Raw genomic sequence first — 17,579 nt, forward strand, 5'->3', positions numbered from 1 at the left:
TTTTATATGGTTTTATTAGATTCAAGCTATAAATAGCTTAAATCAAGTATGAAATTAAACGTTCACCTCTTTTTCATGTCATGCTCTAATGGTGTCATGTTTTGATACTAATATATTTTATAATGTACCTAGATTAAAGTGTTACATATCTCGTTTCATTAAACGTTGTTCTAAGGAGAATAAAGAGATGAAAAAATTATTTCTATCGTCCTCATTTAAGGATGTTGCACCATGCTTAGTCCATTTCGCTGGTGAAAACTTAGAAGGAAAAAAAGTCACCTTCATCCCAACCGCGAGTATTCCAGAGAAAGTTAAGTTTTATGTGAATTCAGGGAAAAAAGCATTAGAGAATTTAGGATTAGTCGTGGATGAAATCGAAATCAGCACAGCACCATTGAATGAAATAGAGAGTAAAATTAGAGGAAATGACTATATTTATATTACCGGAGGCAACACATTTTATTTACTTCAAGAGTTAAAAAGAACCGGGGCTGACAAAATCATTGCTGATGAAGTTAATGCAGGGAAGTTATACATAGGTGAATCGGCAGGTTCGATGATTTTATCACCGAATATCGAATATGCCCGACTTATGGACAATGTGCAGGAAGCGCCTGTTTTGGATTCCTTTGTTGCGCTCGGGATCATTGAATTCTACCCAGTCCCCCACCATACGAACATCCCGTTTAAAAAAGCGGTGGAGAGCATCATTGAGGAATATGGCAGCCAATTAAATTTATATCCAATCAGCAACGCGGAAGTTATTTTGGTTGAAGGTGACAGGATAAAAGTTGAGAACACATGACTTCATTAAAAAAAGGCAATTTTTCTGGAGGGAAGTCCACTGCATTACCACCATCGAGTGGGGTAGGATTTTAAACTGATTACAATATAAAGAACATTCAATTCCACATGTATCGTGGTGCTGAATGTTCTTTTTTTATAATTCTACCTTACCATACAATCTTTTTCCCGGTTGCAGCCGATTCCTCGATGCGATCCAGTAGCTGATGCAGCTTTAAGGCGTGGTTGAAATCAGGAGCGAGACGGGTGCCCGTCAAAATATCCTCGGCAAATACATGATGAGCCTTGGCTACATTCAGGGTTACCCCTTGTTTTGGAAAATCCAGTCCGCCATCAGGCTCAGCAGTTACACTTATTTGTTCAAACGCCCCATTAGGACCATGACTCTGCGTACTGCTTGGATCGTACGCAAGTTTTTCGAGCGTCAGATTCCCAAATTGAACATGCCCAAGCGAAGGATTCTGTGTCAATCGCAAAATACCCCTTTTCCCCTGAATCTCTATCTCAAACTTAGAATTCACTCCGCCCTGAATGTGAACGGATATCGGCGCCCCCTTTTCCAATAGTCCGTGAATCAGAATCTGATCGGCTGTATCCTTGGAAATGACTTCACCCGTTTCCTGAATAGTGGCTTCATTATAGCGAGATGATGTGATGGCCGATAGCTCGCGGAATTCGCCAACGATGTATTGCAGCGCATCCAGAGAATGCCCGCCGTTAATCGTCAGCAGATTAGCGCCATTGGCTCTGTTCAGCAAATAAGCAGTGTCCTGATTTACTTGTCCACCTTTGCCGGAAGTAGCTACTTGCATATGACAGGATAGAATTTCACCAATCTCTCCGCTCTCCACCAATTTTTTCATCGTTTGCACTTCAAGATCCTGCCGTGCCTGCAAGCCGACGGTATGATGAATGCCTGCCAGTGCCGCCGCCTCGACCATTTCAGCAGCTTCCGCAGTGTTTGCCCCCAAGGGCCATTCACAAAAAATATGCTTTCTCTCTTGAATTGCCGCCATCACCGCCTCATAATGATGGGGAACTTTTACGCTCACCACGACCATGTCCACATCCTCGGAAGCTGCGAGCTTTTTGGCATCATCAAAAGCCAGTGCCGCACCTACTTCTTCTGCACTTTGTCGTGCACTCTCCATACGGGAGGTGCCGACGGCAGTGATATCCAGGTTTGAGTGCTTGAGCAACGCCGGAATATGCGTTTGACTAGCCCATTTATTATTCATCGAACCTCCTACGATACCTGCACGAATCTTCTTTATTACCATGTTGCCATACCTCCTAATTTTTAAATGAGGGCGGAAAGTAGCGTCCAAGGTCAATATAATACACTTAACTCATAAATAATAATGCTTGTTTATGATATAGGTATCATTTTATTTGATGGGAGGTGAAGGGATGGATATTGAAAATATGCAGGCATTTGTTTCGGTGGCAGAGCTGAGAAGCCTGACAGAAGCTGCCCAAAAGCTGAATCATCTGCAATCGAATATGACGGCTAAAATAAAGAAGCTGGAGGCCCATTACGGCACAGCGTTATTTTACCGAAAGCCCCGGGGTATGGAGCTGACACCTGCAGGAGAAATCTTATATGCTCAGTTCAAGCAAATGTTGTTGCTGTGGCAAGACACGGAGATGAAAATGAGACCGCAGGAGGAAAAGCTGCGCATCGGTACCATGCAGTCCATCGTGGCGGGCGAAACAACGAGGGCGCTCACGAAGGTATATGAGCTGTATCCGCAGGCTTCGGTTACATTAAAAACCGGAACCACCACGGAAATGGAGCGATTGATCCTTGACGGCGAACTCGATATTGCTTTTGTTACAGGGTATCCCGCTAACCCGTATATTCATTATCAAAAATTATGCCGTGAAGAACTGGTACTGGTGGGGAAAGGCATACATGAAGGCTCGGATCTTAAACAGGTACTCCAAGGAGCGTCTATTATCATATTGTCGGATGGCTGCCTGTACCTCACGTATTTAGAGAAGATGTATCAGGACATGCAATTGACCCATGGCGAGGTTGTGGAGGTCGGTGTGTTTGATACGATGGTGGAATTTTCCTTGATGGGAATGGGAATCACCCTTATGTCCAAAAGGCTGGCGCGGCAATTCAAAGTAACATCCTATTTGCCCGCTTCCCCAACCTTTGGCTACATGGATACATATTTAATAACCCGGCCAAATCACGAAATGACAGCGATTGAACATAAATTTATCGAAATCAATAATACGATCTAATACAATTCAAGAATGCTCAGGCTATTTGTTTAGCTTGAGTATTCTTGAATTGTAGGATTTGTCTATATAGACTTGTCTCAGGACTTGTTTATTTTTAGTGAGGGTGTATAATACTTGATATATCAATTGATAGGTCAAGTATTAGGAGGATGGTTTGTCATCGAACATTGCTCTGAAAAAAGTCAGTTGTTTTATCGCATGCATCTTTTGTGTAAAGAAATGAATAACGCTTTTGAAGCACAGTTAAAAACCAGTTTTACCAAGGTTGAAATTTTGTATCATATTGACCATCGTCAGGAACTAAGCCAGCTAGAGCTCCAACATCTGCTCGTTCTGGATGGTGCAGCAGTGACTCGACATCTACGAAGGCTGGAAGAGGAAGGTCTGATTTTACGTAGTAAAAAAGAGCAGGATAAGCGTGTGACCTATATACGTTTGACCGAATTAGGGGTTCAAGAGCTGCAAGTTTTGTCAGAGCAAAGACAAGCCTTCCAGGAAAAGCTGCTATGTAAGTTTACAGATGAGGAAATTGTGGCTTTGACAGATGTACTACAGCGTATGTCTAACAATGTGAAGAATATATAAATGTGAGGAGGAAATGAATATGAAAGCCATCGTTATAGATCAGTATGGAAGCAAGGATGAATTGAAAGAAAGAGAAGTGCCTACTCCTACACCACTGGCTCATCAGGTTGTAGTCAAAGTGGCGGCTACCTCCATCAACCCAATTGACTGGAAGTTGCGTGAAGGTTACTTAAAACAAATGATGGATTGGGAGTTCCCGATTATTTTAGGCTGGGATGTAGCCGGCACTATTTCGGAAGTAGGCAGCGAGGTCACCGATTGGAAAGTGGGAGATGAAGTGTTTGCACGCCCGGACACCACACGGTTCGGTACTTATGCCGAGTATACCTTGGTGGATGATCACCTGTTGGCGCGTAAACCTGCCTCAATTTCTTGGGAGGAAGCCGCTTCTGTACCTTTGGCGGGGTTGACTGCTTGGCAGGCGCTTTTTACACATGGTCAACTGACCAAAGGGGAAAAAGTATTAATCCACGCAGGTGCAGGTGGCGTAGGCATGTTTGCTATCCAGTTTGCCAAACAAGCCGGAGCCTATGTCATTACTACAGCCAGTGAGCGTAATCATGAATTGCTTGCTTCATTGGGAGCCGACCAAATCATTGACTATCACACAACTCGTTTTGAGGAAGTTTTATCTGATGTGGACGTGGTGTTCGATACGATGGGCGGGGATGTTCAGAAGAATAGCTTTAAGGTAATGAAAAGGGGCACTGGACGGATCATATCCATTGTGAGCAATTTTGACGAAGAGCTGGTAAAGGAGTACAACGTAACGGCCAAAAATATATGGCTGGAGCCCAACGGACAGCAACTGCAGGAAATTGCCGACCTGTTGGAGCAAAAGAAAGTAAGATCGGTAGTGGGAGCGACGTTTCCTTTTTCGCAAAAAGGCTTATATGATGCACACGCTTTAAGCGAAACCCACCATGCTGTTGGAAAAATTGCAATAACCTTCTCATAAGGATGAATACACATATACAGCACGAATGGAATTGCGCACGATGAAGATTTTAGAAGATTATTTTCACTACTATGATTTAGCAAAAGATGACGAGAAGAGTAGAGAGCGATTAATTAGCCTTTTTTCTGAGAAGATTGAGTTTGTATTGAATGGTGATCGAAAACAAGGTATGAACAGTTGGAAAAGCTTCTTGAATATGTTCTTTGAGGGATCGCTCGAAATCAAGCATATGTATGAAGGTTGGAAACCTGTACCCAGAGAACCTGATACCTATCAAACCAAATGGGCAGTGTGTGGTAAAAAAGCAACAGGCGAAGTTTATACACTTACTGGAGTGGACAAGGCCCGGCTGGATGCGGAAGGTAAGATCGTTTATCTGGAGAATATCCCAGACACAGCGAATGCATTTGATAAGTACAAAAACATCTGATTCCCTTAAATGATAACCCGTTAGCTGCATAATAGCTTGCGGGTTTTCTGTTTTCCGAACAATACATATATGTTTAATTTGTAACATTCGCTTTTTCTGTTGACAAGCAGTAGGTGAGAGCCTAAAATAACGAATGTAATAATATAGCGCATTGAATGCGAATATTACTTCAAACGAACGACAACAATACGAGTATGCTTTGCGTAGGAGGAATTACGACTCATGGAGCGTTTCTTTAAATTAAAGGAACATGGCACGAACGTCCGCACAGAAATTATAGCGGGGATTACTACTTTTATGACCATGGCTTATATTTTGGTGGTCAACAATACCTTTTTAGGTCCGACTGGAGCAGGTATGCCCAGTGAAGCTGTCTTTTTTGCGACGGCCGTAGGTGCAGGTTTGGTTACCATCCTGATGGGGTTATTCGTTAATGTGCCGATCGGCATGGCCCCGGGTATGGGCTTGAATGCTTATTTTATGACTGTAGTCCTGAGTTCTAATGGCATGATTACTTGGCAAGCGGCACTTGGCGCTGTATTTATATCCGGTATCGTCTTTCTGATTTTAACCGTGACACGAGTAAGACAGATGCTGCTTGTTGCGGTTCCGGAAAATTTAAAGACAGCTATTACAGTGGGTATCGGCTTGTTTATTACGATTGTCGGCTTCAAGCTTTGTAATCTGGTTATGGTGAGTATCGTTCCAGGGACAGATGTTGGTCAACCGGTTCCGGGTCATGCTTTTAATTTGATTTTGGGAAGTCTGGTACATCAAAAGGATGCACTGCTGGCCCTAATCGGATTGCTTATTATCGCAGCACTGATGGTCGTTCGGGTTAAAGGTGCATTGCTGATTGGGATCGTAGCTACTACATTAATCGGTATTCCGATGGGAGTAACGAATCTGAGTAGCTTGACAACAGGCAACTGGATTCCTGATTTCAGTAATTTGGCTGTAGGCCAGTTAGACTTGAAAGCAGCTTTGCATATTGGTCTGTTTGATATCATTTTCATTTTCACATTTGTAGAGTTGTTTGATACGTTCGGTACCTTGGTAGGTACGGCTACTCGCGCGGGTATAATGAAAGATAAGAAAAAAGGCGAGAAAATTATCGGTAAAGCGATGCTGGTGGATGCTGTTGGCGTAAGTACCGGTGCTGTATTGGGTACAAGTACGATTACAGCATTCGTAGAAAGCTCCGCAGGGGTAGAAGAAGGCGGACGTACCGGACTGACTGCTGTAACGACAGGTGTTCTGTTCTTGTTGGCCCTGTTTATTGCACCGTTGGCTCTGGTCGTGCCTTCTGCCGCTACTGCTCCAGCTCTGATTATTGTTGGGGTCCTAATGATGAGTCAGGTTCGCAACATCGACTGGGATAACTTTCTGTTGGCGTTTCCTGCATTTTTGACTATCGTGCTGATGCCTTTCACAGGTGGAATCGCGAATGGTATTTCTGCTGGTATCCTGTCTTACGTTGTACTGGCTGTATTCAGTAATCTATTTACCAGCAATAAAGTTAAAATTCACTGGCTCATGTGGGTGCTTGCTATTATTGTAGTAATCCGCTTTGCCTTTATGGGCTCAGAATAATCAGTAGATATAGAACAAAGAACCTCTTCCTGTTGCTTAAGGGAAGAGGTTCTTTGTTTGTAGTTAGACGCAGATAGATACAACGGAGCTATTATATAGAAGGAAAATGAATAATATATAAAGTATTATGAATTTCACATAATAAATGCTTGCAAACGGGATGTGTATATGGTATATTCTAATTCCGGCCAAGAAATACAATATTGCGAGCGAGTGTTACAAAAAACGTTTTAAAAAAATGCTTGCTAAGTTGGTTCGGACATGATATGATATAAGAGTTGATGAAGCGACGTGCTGAATTAACAAAATGAATGTTTGATCTTTGAAAACTGAACAACGAGTGAGTAAAACGATTTTGTTCGCAAAATCAAACAAGAGATATTTTTTATCTCGTCAGTTTCAAAATGAGCTTATCGCTCTTTCTATAAACCAGCTTCGGTTGGTCTTTAATGGAGAGTTTGATCCTGGCTCAGGACGAACGCTGGCGGCGTGCCTAATACATGCAAGTCGAGCGGGGTTATGTAGAAGCTTGCTTCTACATAACCTAGCGGCGGACGGGTGAGTAACACGTAGGCAACCTGCCCACAAGACAGGGATAACTACCGGAAACGGTAGCTAATACCCGATATATCCTTTTCCTGCATGGGAGTGGGAGGAAAGACGGAGCAATCTGTCACTTGTGGATGGGCCTGCGGCGCATTAGCTAGTTGGTGGGGTAAAGGCCTACCAAGGCGACGATGCGTAGCCGACCTGAGAGGGTGATCGGCCACACTGGGACTGAGACACGGCCCAGACTCCTACGGGAGGCAGCAGTAGGGAATCTTCCGCAATGGGCGAAAGCCTGACGGAGCAACGCCGCGTGAGTGATGAAGGTTTTCGGATCGTAAAGCTCTGTTGCCAGGGAAGAACGTCTTGTAGAGTAACTGCTACAAGAGTGACGGTACCTGAGAAGAAAGCCCCGGCTAACTACGTGCCAGCAGCCGCGGTAATACGTAGGGGGCAAGCGTTGTCCGGAATTATTGGGCGTAAAGCGCGCGCAGGCGGCTCTTTAAGTCTGGTGTTTAATCCCGAGGCTCAACTTCGGGTCGCACTGGAAACTGGGGAGCTTGAGTGCAGAAGAGGAGAGTGGAATTCCACGTGTAGCGGTGAAATGCGTAGAGATGTGGAGGAACACCAGTGGCGAAGGCGACTCTCTGGGCTGTAACTGACGCTGAGGCGCGAAAGCGTGGGGAGCAAACAGGATTAGATACCCTGGTAGTCCACGCCGTAAACGATGAATGCTAGGTGTTAGGGGTTTCGATACCCTTGGTGCCGAAGTTAACACATTAAGCATTCCGCCTGGGGAGTACGGTCGCAAGACTGAAACTCAAAGGAATTGACGGGGACCCGCACAAGCAGTGGAGTATGTGGTTTAATTCGAAGCAACGCGAAGAACCTTACCAGGTCTTGACATCCCTCTGACCGCTGTAGAGATATGGCTTTCCTTCGGGACAGAGGAGACAGGTGGTGCATGGTTGTCGTCAGCTCGTGTCGTGAGATGTTGGGTTAAGTCCCGCAACGAGCGCAACCCTTATGCTTAGTTGCCAGCAGGTCAAGCTGGGCACTCTAAGCAGACTGCCGGTGACAAACCGGAGGAAGGTGGGGATGACGTCAAATCATCATGCCCCTTATGACCTGGGCTACACACGTACTACAATGGCCGGTACAACGGGAAGCGAAGCCGCGAGGTGGAGCCAATCCTAGAAAAGCCGGTCTCAGTTCGGATTGTAGGCTGCAACTCGCCTACATGAAGTCGGAATTGCTAGTAATCGCGGATCAGCATGCCGCGGTGAATACGTTCCCGGGTCTTGTACACACCGCCCGTCACACCACGAGAGTTTACAACACCCGAAGTCGGTGGGGTAACCCGCAAGGGAGCCAGCCGCCGAAGGTGGGGTAGATGATTGGGGTGAAGTCGTAACAAGGTAGCCGTATCGGAAGGTGCGGCTGGATCACCTCCTTTCTATGGAGAATCGTTTCCTGCGATGGAAACATTCAAATTAGCAGGTATAACGTACCTGCGACCGGATATTCAATTCGGTTCATCACATTCGTGTGAATAAAATGAATATCCTGAACTTACTCACTCGTTGCTCAGTTTTGAGAGCTCAAACTCTCAAGCTTCGACGAATACTTCATTCACACGTTCGTGTGGAACCGAAATATTCATCGGGTTTCGCTTCGATGAAGCGAATTGTACCTTGAAAACTGGATACCGAAACGAAATTGCGTTTTAGAATATTCCTTTAAGCTGATCTTGTGTAAACAAGTGAAATAAAGGTAGCTGCCTTGAATTTCATTCACACGTAAGTGTTGAACCGAAATTCAAAGCAAATCGTATTTACGATGTAAATACTAGGTTAAGCTACAAAGAGCACACGGAGGATGCCTAGGCGCCAGGAGCCGACGAAGGACGTGGCGAACAACGATAAAGCCTCGGGGAGCTGTAAGCAAGCTTTGATCCGGGGATGTCCGAATGGGGAAACCCGGCTGTCTTCATCGACAGTCACTTTCTGCTGAATACATAGGCAGAATAGAGGCAGACCAGGGGAACTGAAACATCTAAGTACCCTGAGGAAGAGAAAACAATAGTGATTCCGTCAGTAGCGGCGAGCGAACGCGGATTAGCCCAAACCAAGGAGCTTGCTCCTTGGGGTTGTGGGACGTCTCACATGGAGTTACAAAGGAACCGGTTAGATGAAGAGGTCTGGAAAGGCCCGCCAGAGAAGGTAAAAGCCCTGTAGTTCAAAACTTGTTCCCTCCGAGACGGATCCCGAGTAGTGCGGGGCACGTGAAACCCCGTATGAATCCGGCAGGACCATCTGCCAAGGCTAAATACTCCCTGGCGACCGATAGTGAAGCAGTACCGTGAGGGAAAGGTGAAAAGCACCCCGGAAGGGGAGTGAAATAGATCCTGAAACCGTGTGCTTACAAGAAGTCAGAGCCCGATCTAGGGGTGATGGCGTGCCTTTTGTAGAATGAACCGGCGAGTTACGTTCCCGTGCAAGGTTAAGGTGAAGAGCTGAAGCCGCAGCGAAAGCGAGTCTGAATAGGGCGATTTGAGTACGTGGACGTAGACCCGAAACCGGGTGATCTACCCCTGTCCAGGGTGAAGGTGCGGTAACACGCACTGGAGGCCCGAACCCACGCATGTTGAAAAATGCGGGGATGAGGTGGGGGTAGCGGAGAAATTCCAATCGAACCCGGAGATAGCTGGTTCTCCCCGAAATAGCTTTAGGGCTAGCCTCGGAAAATAGAATCGTGGAGGTAGAGCACTGATTGGGTGCGGGGCCCGCAAGGGTTACCAAGCTCAGTCAAACTCCGAATGCCATAGATTTAGTTCCGGGAGTCAGACAGTGAGTGCTAAGATCCATTGTCGAAAGGGAAACAGCCCAGACCATCAGCTAAGGTCCCCAAGTGTGTGTTAAGTGGGAAAGGATGTGGAGTTGCACAGACAACCAGGATGTTGGCTTAGAAGCAGCCACCATTGAAAGAGTGCGTAATAGCTCACTGGTCGAGTGACTCTGCGCCGAAAATGTAACGGGGCTAAACACACCACCGAAGCTATGGCTTGATGCTTGCATCAGGGGTAGGGGAGCGTTGAATGCGGGTTGAAGGTGTACCGTAAGGAGCGCTGGACTGCATTCAAGTGAGAATGCCGGTATGAGTAACGAAAAGATCTGTGAGAATCAGATCCGCCGAAAGCCTAAGGGTTCCTGAGGAAGGTTCGTCCGCTCAGGGTAAGTCGGGACCTAAGGCGAGGCCGATAGGCGTAGTCGAAGGACAACAGGTCGAAATTCCTGTACCACCGTAATCCGTTATGAGCGATGGGGTGACGCAGTAGGGTAGTGACGCGGACGGATGGATGTCCGTCTAAGCAGTGAGGCTGATGTGTAGGCAAATCCGCACATCGTTAAGGCTGGGCTGTGATGGGGAGCGAAAATTGTAGTAGCGAAGGTCATGATCTCAGACTGCCAAGAAAAGCCTCTAGCCAGGAGAAGGTGCCCGTACCGCAAACCGACACAGGTAGGCGAGAAGAGAATTCTAAGGCGCGCGGAAGAACTCTCGTTAAGGAACTCGGCAAAATGACCCCGTAACTTCGGGAGAAGGGGTGCCTCGGTAGGGTGAATAGCCCGAGGGGGCCGCAGTGAAAAGGCCCAAGCGACTGTTTAGCAAAAACACAGGTCTGTGCGAAGCCGCAAGGCGAAGTATACGGGCTGACGCCTGCCCGGTGCTGGAAGGTTAAGGGGAGTGGTAAGCCTTCGGGCGAAGCTATGAACCGAAGCCCCAGTAAACGGCGGCCGTAACTATAACGGTCCTAAGGTAGCGAAATTCCTTGTCAGGTAAATTCTGACCCGCACGAATGGCGTAACGACTTGGGCGCTGTCTCAACGAGAGATCCGGTGAAATTTTAATACCTGTGAAGATGCAGGTTACCCGCGACAAGACGGAAAGACCCCATGGAGCTTTACTGCAGCTTGATATTGAATTTGGGTACGATCTGTACAGGATAGGTGGGAGCCGTCGAACTTTGAGCGCCAGCTTGAAGGGAGGCATCCTTGGGATACCACCCTGATCGTATCTAGGTTCTAACTTGGTACCGTAAACCGGTGCGAGGACAGTGTCAGGTGGGCAGTTTGACTGGGGCGGTCGCCTCCTAAAGAGTAACGGAGGCGCCCCAAGGTTCCCTCAGAATGGTTGGAAATCATTCGAAGAGTGCAAAGGCAGAAGGGAGCTTGACTGCGAGACCTACAAGTCGAGCAGGGACGAAAGTCGGGCTTAGTGATCCGGTGGTACCGCATGGAAGGGCCATCGCTCAACGGATAAAAGCTACCCTGGGGATAACAGGCTTATCTCCCCCAAGAGTCCACATCGACGGGGAGGTTTGGCACCTCGATGTCGGCTCATCGCATCCTGGGGCTGAAGTAGGTCCCAAGGGTTGGGCTGTTCGCCCATTAAAGCGGTACGCGAGCTGGGTTCAGAACGTCGTGAGACAGTTCGGTCCCTATCTGTCGTGGGCGTAGGAAATTTGAGAGGAGCTGTCCTTAGTACGAGAGGACCGGGATGGACGTACCGCTGGTGTACCAGTTGTTCCGCCAGGAGCACCGCTGGGTAGCTATGTACGGAAGGGATAAGCGCTGAAAGCATCTAAGCGTGAAGCCCCCCTCAAGATGAGATTTCCCAATTAGTAAGACCCCTTGAAGACGACGAGGTAGATAGGTTGGGGGTGGAAGTGCAGTAATGCATGGAGCTGACCAATACTAATCGGTCGAGGGCTTATCCTAAGATAAAACGCAAAAGAGTTTCGGATCCAGTTTTCAGGGTGTAACCTTGAAGGTATGTAGAAATACATACGAAATACGCATTGAAATTCATTCACACAGCTGTGATGAACCGAGTTTCAATACGGAAGAATTTGCGTAGCAAATTCATGTTTGGTGGCGATAGCGGAGGGGTTCCACACGTACCCATCCCGAACACGACCGTTAAGCCCTCCAGCGCCGATGGTACTTGGACCGCAGGGTCCTGGGAGAGTAGGACGTCGCCAAGCAACAAGCAAAAGAGACTATGATCTTCATAAGATCATGGTCTTTTTTTGCGTTAAAAGGCAGTGGGATTTTATTTAAATTGAGCTTGTTATAAGTTTAACTGGATAAGTGGATATTAACTAGTAATAAGAAGACGGTTTTAAAATAATTTAGTACCAGGTATTAGTATCTGGTGTTATAATGTGAATAAGGATTACAAAGGAGAGTGATCAGATTGTTGAATTCAAAAGCTAAGCTTACGGCCTTTGGCACTTATGTACCTGAACGGATTTTGACGAACGCTGACTTGGAGAAGCTTGTGGATACTAGTGACGAGTGGATTGTACAAAGAACGGGCATGCGTGAAAGACGCATTGCGGCTGAAGATCAATATGTATCTGATTTATGCATACAAGCTATTACACGTATGATTAACCTGTATGACGTAAATATAAACGATGTTGAGATGATCATTGTAGCGACTAGTACACCTGATTACTACTTTCCGAGCACGGCTTCACGTATTCAGGCTCATTTTGATATTCCGAATACAGGGTCAATGGATATTAGTGCAGCATGTGCAGGTTTTTCCTATGGACTTCATTTGGCAAATGGCCTTATTACGGGTGGTCTGCATCGTAAGGTGCTGGTAGTGGGAGCCGAAACGTTGTCCAAAATTACAGATTATACGGATCGGACGACGTGTATACTTTTTGGAGATGGTGCAGGGGTTGCGCTTGTTGAATATGACGAGGATGAAGGATCATTTTTAACTTCAGATATAGGTACTTATGGGCATGGGGGAGCACATCTTTACCGAGTGGGATTATCTGATCATTTGGATGGAGAGAAGCTGCAAGACCATGGATTTATTGCTCAAAATGGACGTGAGGTTTATAAATGGGCTGTTCGCTCTGTTCCAACGGGAATCGAACGATTATTGGATAAGGCAAATATGCAGAAAGAGGATCTTGACTGGTTTGTACCTCATAGTGCTAATTTGAGAATGATCGAGTCCATATGTGAAAGAAGTACAGTACCTTTGGAAAAAACGCTGACAAGCGTAGAATTGTATGGCAATACATCGGCGGCATCCATCCCGTTGGCTTTGCAGTGTGGTTTGGATGATGGACGTTTACGGTATGGACAACATGTGTTGTTATATGGATTTGGCGGAGGCCTCACCTATGCGGGTCTGCTATTAAAATGGAGTGTGCCTGATTTGTAAGTTATCTTAACCCATGTAGAAGTAATAGCAATAGTATGTACGATCATGTTAATAAGAGCCGTTGGTATTAGAATTTATCGTAAGATGGCAGGATGGTATAATTAACACTATGAGAGAAAGGAGCGTAACATGAAGGTATTGGTATTGGCAGAAAAACCGTCCGTGGCCAGAGAGATTGCACGTGTGATGGGTAGCCGCGAGAAGCATAAAAGTTATATAGAAGGACCCCAGTACGTGGTGACGTGGGCACTGGGACATTTGGTCGGCTTAGCAGAGCCGGAGGATTACGATTCTAAGTATGCGACCTGGAATTTGGAGGACCTGCCTATTCTTCCGAAGAGTTCAAAGTTAAAGGTGCTGCGCGAAAGTAATCATCAGTTCAAAGCTGTGCAGCAACTCATGAAGCGGCAGGACATTGGAGAGCTTATCGTGGCAACAGATGCTGCTCGCGAAGGAGAATTGTTGGCACGCTGGATCATCCAAATGGCAAACTGGAAAAAGCCTTTCCGGCGCTTATGGATCTCTTCGCAGACGGACAAGGCGATTAAAGCAGGTTTCGCAAAGCTATTGCCTGGTCAGCAGTTTGATCGTTTATATGAATCGGCTCGCTGTAGAGCTGAAGCAGACTGGATGATTGGTCTCAATGTAACTCGCGCGTTGACTTGTCGTTATAACGCCCAACTTTCGGCGGGAAGAGTCCAAACACCAACGCTGGGGATGATTATGGAGCGTGAGAAAGAAATTACCGAATTCCGTTCTCAGGAATATGATACTTTGACGGCGGACTTCGGCGATTTTCAGGCAACTTGGCGGGCAGAAAGCGGGGATTCACGCATGTTTGACCGCACTCAAGCAGAGGCTTTGCGCCGTAGACTTGAGGGGGCCAAAGGCACAGTTGCCAGTGTTAAAAAGAGCGAAAAGAACGAGCCTCACCCGCTAGCGTATGATTTAACGGAGCTGCAAAGAGATGCTAACCAACGTTACGGCTTTTCGGCCAAACAGACGTCCAATCTGCTTCAGCGTCTGTATGAGCAGCATAAGCTGGTGACCTATCCACGTACGGACAGCCGTTATCTGACATCCGATATGGTGGATACCCTTAAGGAAAGGCTCAGTAGTGTAGCAGTAGGTCCGTATGCTTCCTTGGCACGCCCGCTATTGCGTAACAACCTGCCGATCACAAAGCGAATTGTGGATGACAGTAAAGTCACGGATCATCATGCGATTATTCCTACTGAGCAGACATTATTGCTTAATCAGTTGAGCCCAGAGGAACGTAAGCTGTATGATCTGATTGCACGACGGTTTATCAGTCTATTCTATCCACCTGCACGTTATGATGCTGTAGCCGTATCAGTTACGGTGGAGCAGGAGACGTTTCAGGTAAAAGGCACAACGGTAAAAGATAGCGGATGGCGTGCTGTATATGACGCGAACCATTATGATATGGATGATGAAGAAGCAGAGGATGGGGAAAACAATGGACGGGGCGTTATTTTACCTGAGCTGCAAAAAGGAGATTCCGTCCGGTTACAGCGTTGTCTTGTACGAGCTGGGCGAACGATGCCGCCGAAGCGGTATACGGAAGCAGCCCTGCTCGCTCAGATGGAAAAGCATGGACTGGGTACTCCTGCTACTCGTGCCGATCTGATTGAAAAGCTTGTCAGCTCGGATACGATTGAGCGTCAGGGGAACGTAATGCATCCAACCGGGAAAGGTAAGCAACTGATTGAACTGGCAGCTCCACAGCTTCGAACGCCTGAGCTGACGGCACGTTGGGAAGCGGAGCTGGAACGGATTGCTCGTGGTCAAGGACAACCGGAACCGTTTTTGAATTCTATTCGTGCTATGGCGAAAGAGCTGGTTTCCACTGTGAAAAATAGCAGTGCGGAGTACAAGCCTCATAATGTGACGAATAGTCATTGTCCAGATTGTGGTACAAAGCTATTGGAGAAGAAGGGCAAGAAAGGTAAGTTCCTTGTATGTCCAAGTGCGGATTGCGGTTACCGTCGTTCAGGGGAAAAACGTTTGTCCAATCGACGTTGCCCGCAGTGTCATAAGAAAATGGAAATGAAAGAGGGCAAAGCAGGATTGTATGTAAGATGCCTGCCCTGCGGAATTACCGAGACGTTGGATAAGGACAAGCAACGGGTAAACAAACGGGAACAGCAAAAGCTAGTAAGACAATTTGAAAAGCAGGAATCTTTTGGCTCCAGTTTGGGTGATTTGCTAAAAGCAGCGATGGAACAAAAGCAGGGCAAATAACGGATGACCAAAAGTGCTGCAGTCAACATAATCAGTAGGTGCATGTCGGTATAAAAACGATCACTCCTTGGCATGGTAATCCGAGGAGGTGAGTATTTATGCCCAAACATAAACCGCTTAAAATCAATAATCAGCAAAATAAATCAAGCATACTGGAGGAGGAAATTGCTGCTCATCCAGAGAAGCAAGCGAAATATCCTCCAAGCTTGAATGGGATTCCCAAACAGCAGTCTTGATGCTGCGTGGGAGGGACGATGGATTACTGTATAGAACCAAGACGATTGGATATTAGATGAAGTAGTTATTAATGCTAGACTTGTCTTGCAAAAAAAGCAGCAGTTACGGTGATCAACCGTAATCGCTGCTTCTTTTTCATAATAAGGATGTTGTATTTATTTGATTTGGGATAAATGTTCTTAGTATTCATTAAAGAAGGATTGAATTTGGTTAACATCGTGTGTTTGGGTCAAAGCAAGCATGAGCAAAATCCGTGCTTTTTGCGGATTGAGTGAATCGGTCGATACAAAGTTCGATGCCGCGTCTTTTGTTGACGGTGATACCACTCCACTTCCCACGCGGCTGGAGCGGGCAATGATTATTCCTTTTTTACCTGCGGCCTCTGCGCCTTCTGAGGAGGTCTTGGACAAGGAACCATTACCGGAACCAGCTACGACAATACCCTTGGCACCAGCTGCTACGGCTGCATCATACAGATAGCGACCATTGTTTTGATATTCGTATAAAATATCTACTTGTGGCAGTTGAGTCAGGTTAGAGATGTCGAATACAGAAGAAGTCGTATGCTTGTGTGTGGATTTGTTGTAGTAGTACACTTGATCGCCCACAACAGCTCCAAGGTATCCCTGCTCCACAGATTTGAACGTATCGACTGCTGTTGTGTTCGTTTTGGTGATGTATCTTGCTGCACCGATACGGTCGTTCAGCAGGACGAGTACGCCCTGACCTTTAGAGGCCGAAGCCCCGGCGACTTTCACTGCATTATAGAGGTTGAAGGGACCATCGGCACTGATGGCAGTAGCTGGACGCATGGAGCCAACGACAACTACTGGCTTATCGCTTTTGATAACAAGATTGAGGAAATAAGCTGTTTCTTCTAATGTATCTGTACCATGTGTAATGACAATGCCATCTACATCGTCTTTGGCAAGCAGTTCATTGGTGCGCTTGGCAAGTTTTAAGAGGATCTCATTATTAACATCGGGGCTACCTACATTAACAACTTGCTCACCACTGACATTTGCAATACTTTTCATCTCAGGAACGGCATTGATTAGAGTTTCCACTCCCAACGCGCCTGCTTTGTAGCCGGTTGTATCCGTGTTGACGGCAGATGATCCTGCAATGGTCCCTCCCGTGGCAAGTATTTTAATATTGGGTAAATGATTGGTTTGTGGTTTTTCGGATTTGTCCGAAGTTATAGTGGTAGAAGTAGGTGCAGTTGTGCTGGTTGTAGCTGCTGCCGCAGCGTTGGCGGTAAATCCACCACTCCATAAGGTACCTCCGAGAATAAAGCTGGCCAACAGGGGAATCATCGTCATTTTTTTCATGTTAGTCATATAAAGCTCCTCTCCAATCTTAAACCTCAAATATGATGATAGATTAACTGACAAATATTTTGTCGGATTAAGTTAATATCACGAATTATAGAGTGTAAAAATGTTTTTAGTCAATATCTATGTTAGAAAATATAACTTTAAAACCAATCCATTATCAATGTAACCGCCTTATTATTGTATGGTGGGTGTATGTAGTAAGATGAACAGTCGGTTGTTTAAGGTAAAGACCACGGCTGAATAAAAAATGTTTGCAAAAACAAAACAACAAGCAGAAATCTCATAAGGAGTCTGCTTGTTGTTTTTGTTGAAAGGTGAA

The 17,579-nt window shown here is 46.2% G+C and carries 11 protein-coding genes and 3 rRNA genes; 12 read left to right on the forward strand and 2 right to left on the reverse strand.

What is annotated here, in order from left to right:
• Positions 1–187 precede the first annotated feature (187 nt).
• Entirely contained in the window at positions 188–805 is a 618-nt protein-coding gene (locus MKY75_RS03815; RefSeq protein ID WP_165150791.1) for a peptidase E, read from the forward strand.
• Positions 806–953: 148 nt separating this feature from the next.
• Here the strand turns inward: MKY75_RS03815 and MKY75_RS03820 are convergent, their stop codons facing one another.
• Positions 954–2,084: a Gfo/Idh/MocA family protein gene (locus MKY75_RS03820; RefSeq protein WP_165150793.1), complete on the reverse strand. Its 1,131-nt coding sequence runs from the start codon at positions 2,082–2,084 to the stop codon at positions 954–956.
• Between the two features lie 130 nt (positions 2,085–2,214).
• Between MKY75_RS03820 and MKY75_RS03825 the strand changes: the two genes are divergently transcribed.
• From MKY75_RS03825 to MKY75_RS03875, 11 genes are all read left to right on the forward strand, one after another.
• A complete protein-coding gene (locus tag MKY75_RS03825; protein ID WP_340884358.1) occupies positions 2,215–3,060 on the forward strand; it encodes a LysR family transcriptional regulator in 846 nt (281 codons plus the stop codon).
• A gap of 114 nt (positions 3,061–3,174) precedes the next feature.
• Positions 3,175–3,645, forward strand: a complete 471-nt coding sequence (locus tag MKY75_RS03830) for a MarR family winged helix-turn-helix transcriptional regulator (RefSeq protein ID WP_039270704.1) — start codon at positions 3,175–3,177, stop codon at positions 3,643–3,645.
• A 19-nt stretch (positions 3,646–3,664) separates the two neighbouring features.
• Positions 3,665–4,603 (forward strand): NADP-dependent oxidoreductase, encoded by a 939-nt coding sequence (locus tag MKY75_RS03835; protein ID WP_029515744.1) that lies wholly within the window; start codon positions 3,665–3,667, stop codon positions 4,601–4,603.
• A 40-nt stretch (positions 4,604–4,643) separates the two neighbouring features.
• A complete protein-coding gene (locus MKY75_RS03840; protein WP_220027006.1) occupies positions 4,644–5,033 on the forward strand; it encodes a nuclear transport factor 2 family protein in 390 nt (129 codons plus the stop codon).
• Between the two features lie 222 nt (positions 5,034–5,255).
• Positions 5,256–6,626 (forward strand): NCS2 family permease, encoded by a 1,371-nt coding sequence (locus MKY75_RS03845; RefSeq protein ID WP_023987039.1) that lies wholly within the window; start codon positions 5,256–5,258, stop codon positions 6,624–6,626.
• A gap of 446 nt (positions 6,627–7,072) precedes the next feature.
• A 16S ribosomal RNA gene (locus MKY75_RS03850) occupies positions 7,073–8,628 on the forward strand.
• Positions 8,629–9,023: 395 nt separating this feature from the next.
• Positions 9,024–11,950 (forward strand): 23S ribosomal RNA (locus tag MKY75_RS03855).
• A 149-nt stretch (positions 11,951–12,099) separates the two neighbouring features.
• A 5S ribosomal RNA gene (rrf, locus tag MKY75_RS03860) occupies positions 12,100–12,216 on the forward strand.
• The 16S, 23S and 5S rRNA genes sit together here, the layout of an rRNA operon.
• 212 nt (positions 12,217–12,428) lie before the next feature.
• The gene (locus tag MKY75_RS03865) at positions 12,429–13,421 is read left to right on the forward strand and encodes a ketoacyl-ACP synthase III (protein ID WP_340884361.1); all 993 of its coding nucleotides are present in this window, start codon (positions 12,429–12,431) and stop codon (positions 13,419–13,421) included.
• A 129-nt stretch (positions 13,422–13,550) separates the two neighbouring features.
• Entirely contained in the window at positions 13,551–15,686 is a 2,136-nt protein-coding gene (locus MKY75_RS03870; RefSeq protein WP_340884363.1) for a DNA topoisomerase III, read from the forward strand.
• A 98-nt stretch (positions 15,687–15,784) separates the two neighbouring features.
• On the forward strand, positions 15,785–15,922 hold the full coding sequence (locus tag MKY75_RS03875; RefSeq protein WP_016819760.1) for a hypothetical protein: 138 nt from the start codon (positions 15,785–15,787) through the stop codon (positions 15,920–15,922).
• Between the two features lie 180 nt (positions 15,923–16,102).
• On the opposite strand, the gene MKY75_RS03880 is transcribed toward MKY75_RS03875, so the two are convergent.
• The gene (locus MKY75_RS03880; RefSeq protein WP_165150835.1) at positions 16,103–17,263 is read right to left on the reverse strand and encodes a type II asparaginase; all 1,161 of its coding nucleotides are present in this window, start codon (positions 17,261–17,263) and stop codon (positions 16,103–16,105) included.
• Between the last annotated feature and the right edge of the window lie 316 nt (positions 17,264–17,579).

The sequence above is a fragment of the Paenibacillus sp. FSL L8-0663 genome (genome assembly GCF_038008125.1).
In the GTDB taxonomy this organism is placed as follows: domain Bacteria; phylum Bacillota; class Bacilli; order Paenibacillales; family Paenibacillaceae; genus Paenibacillus; species Paenibacillus polymyxa_D.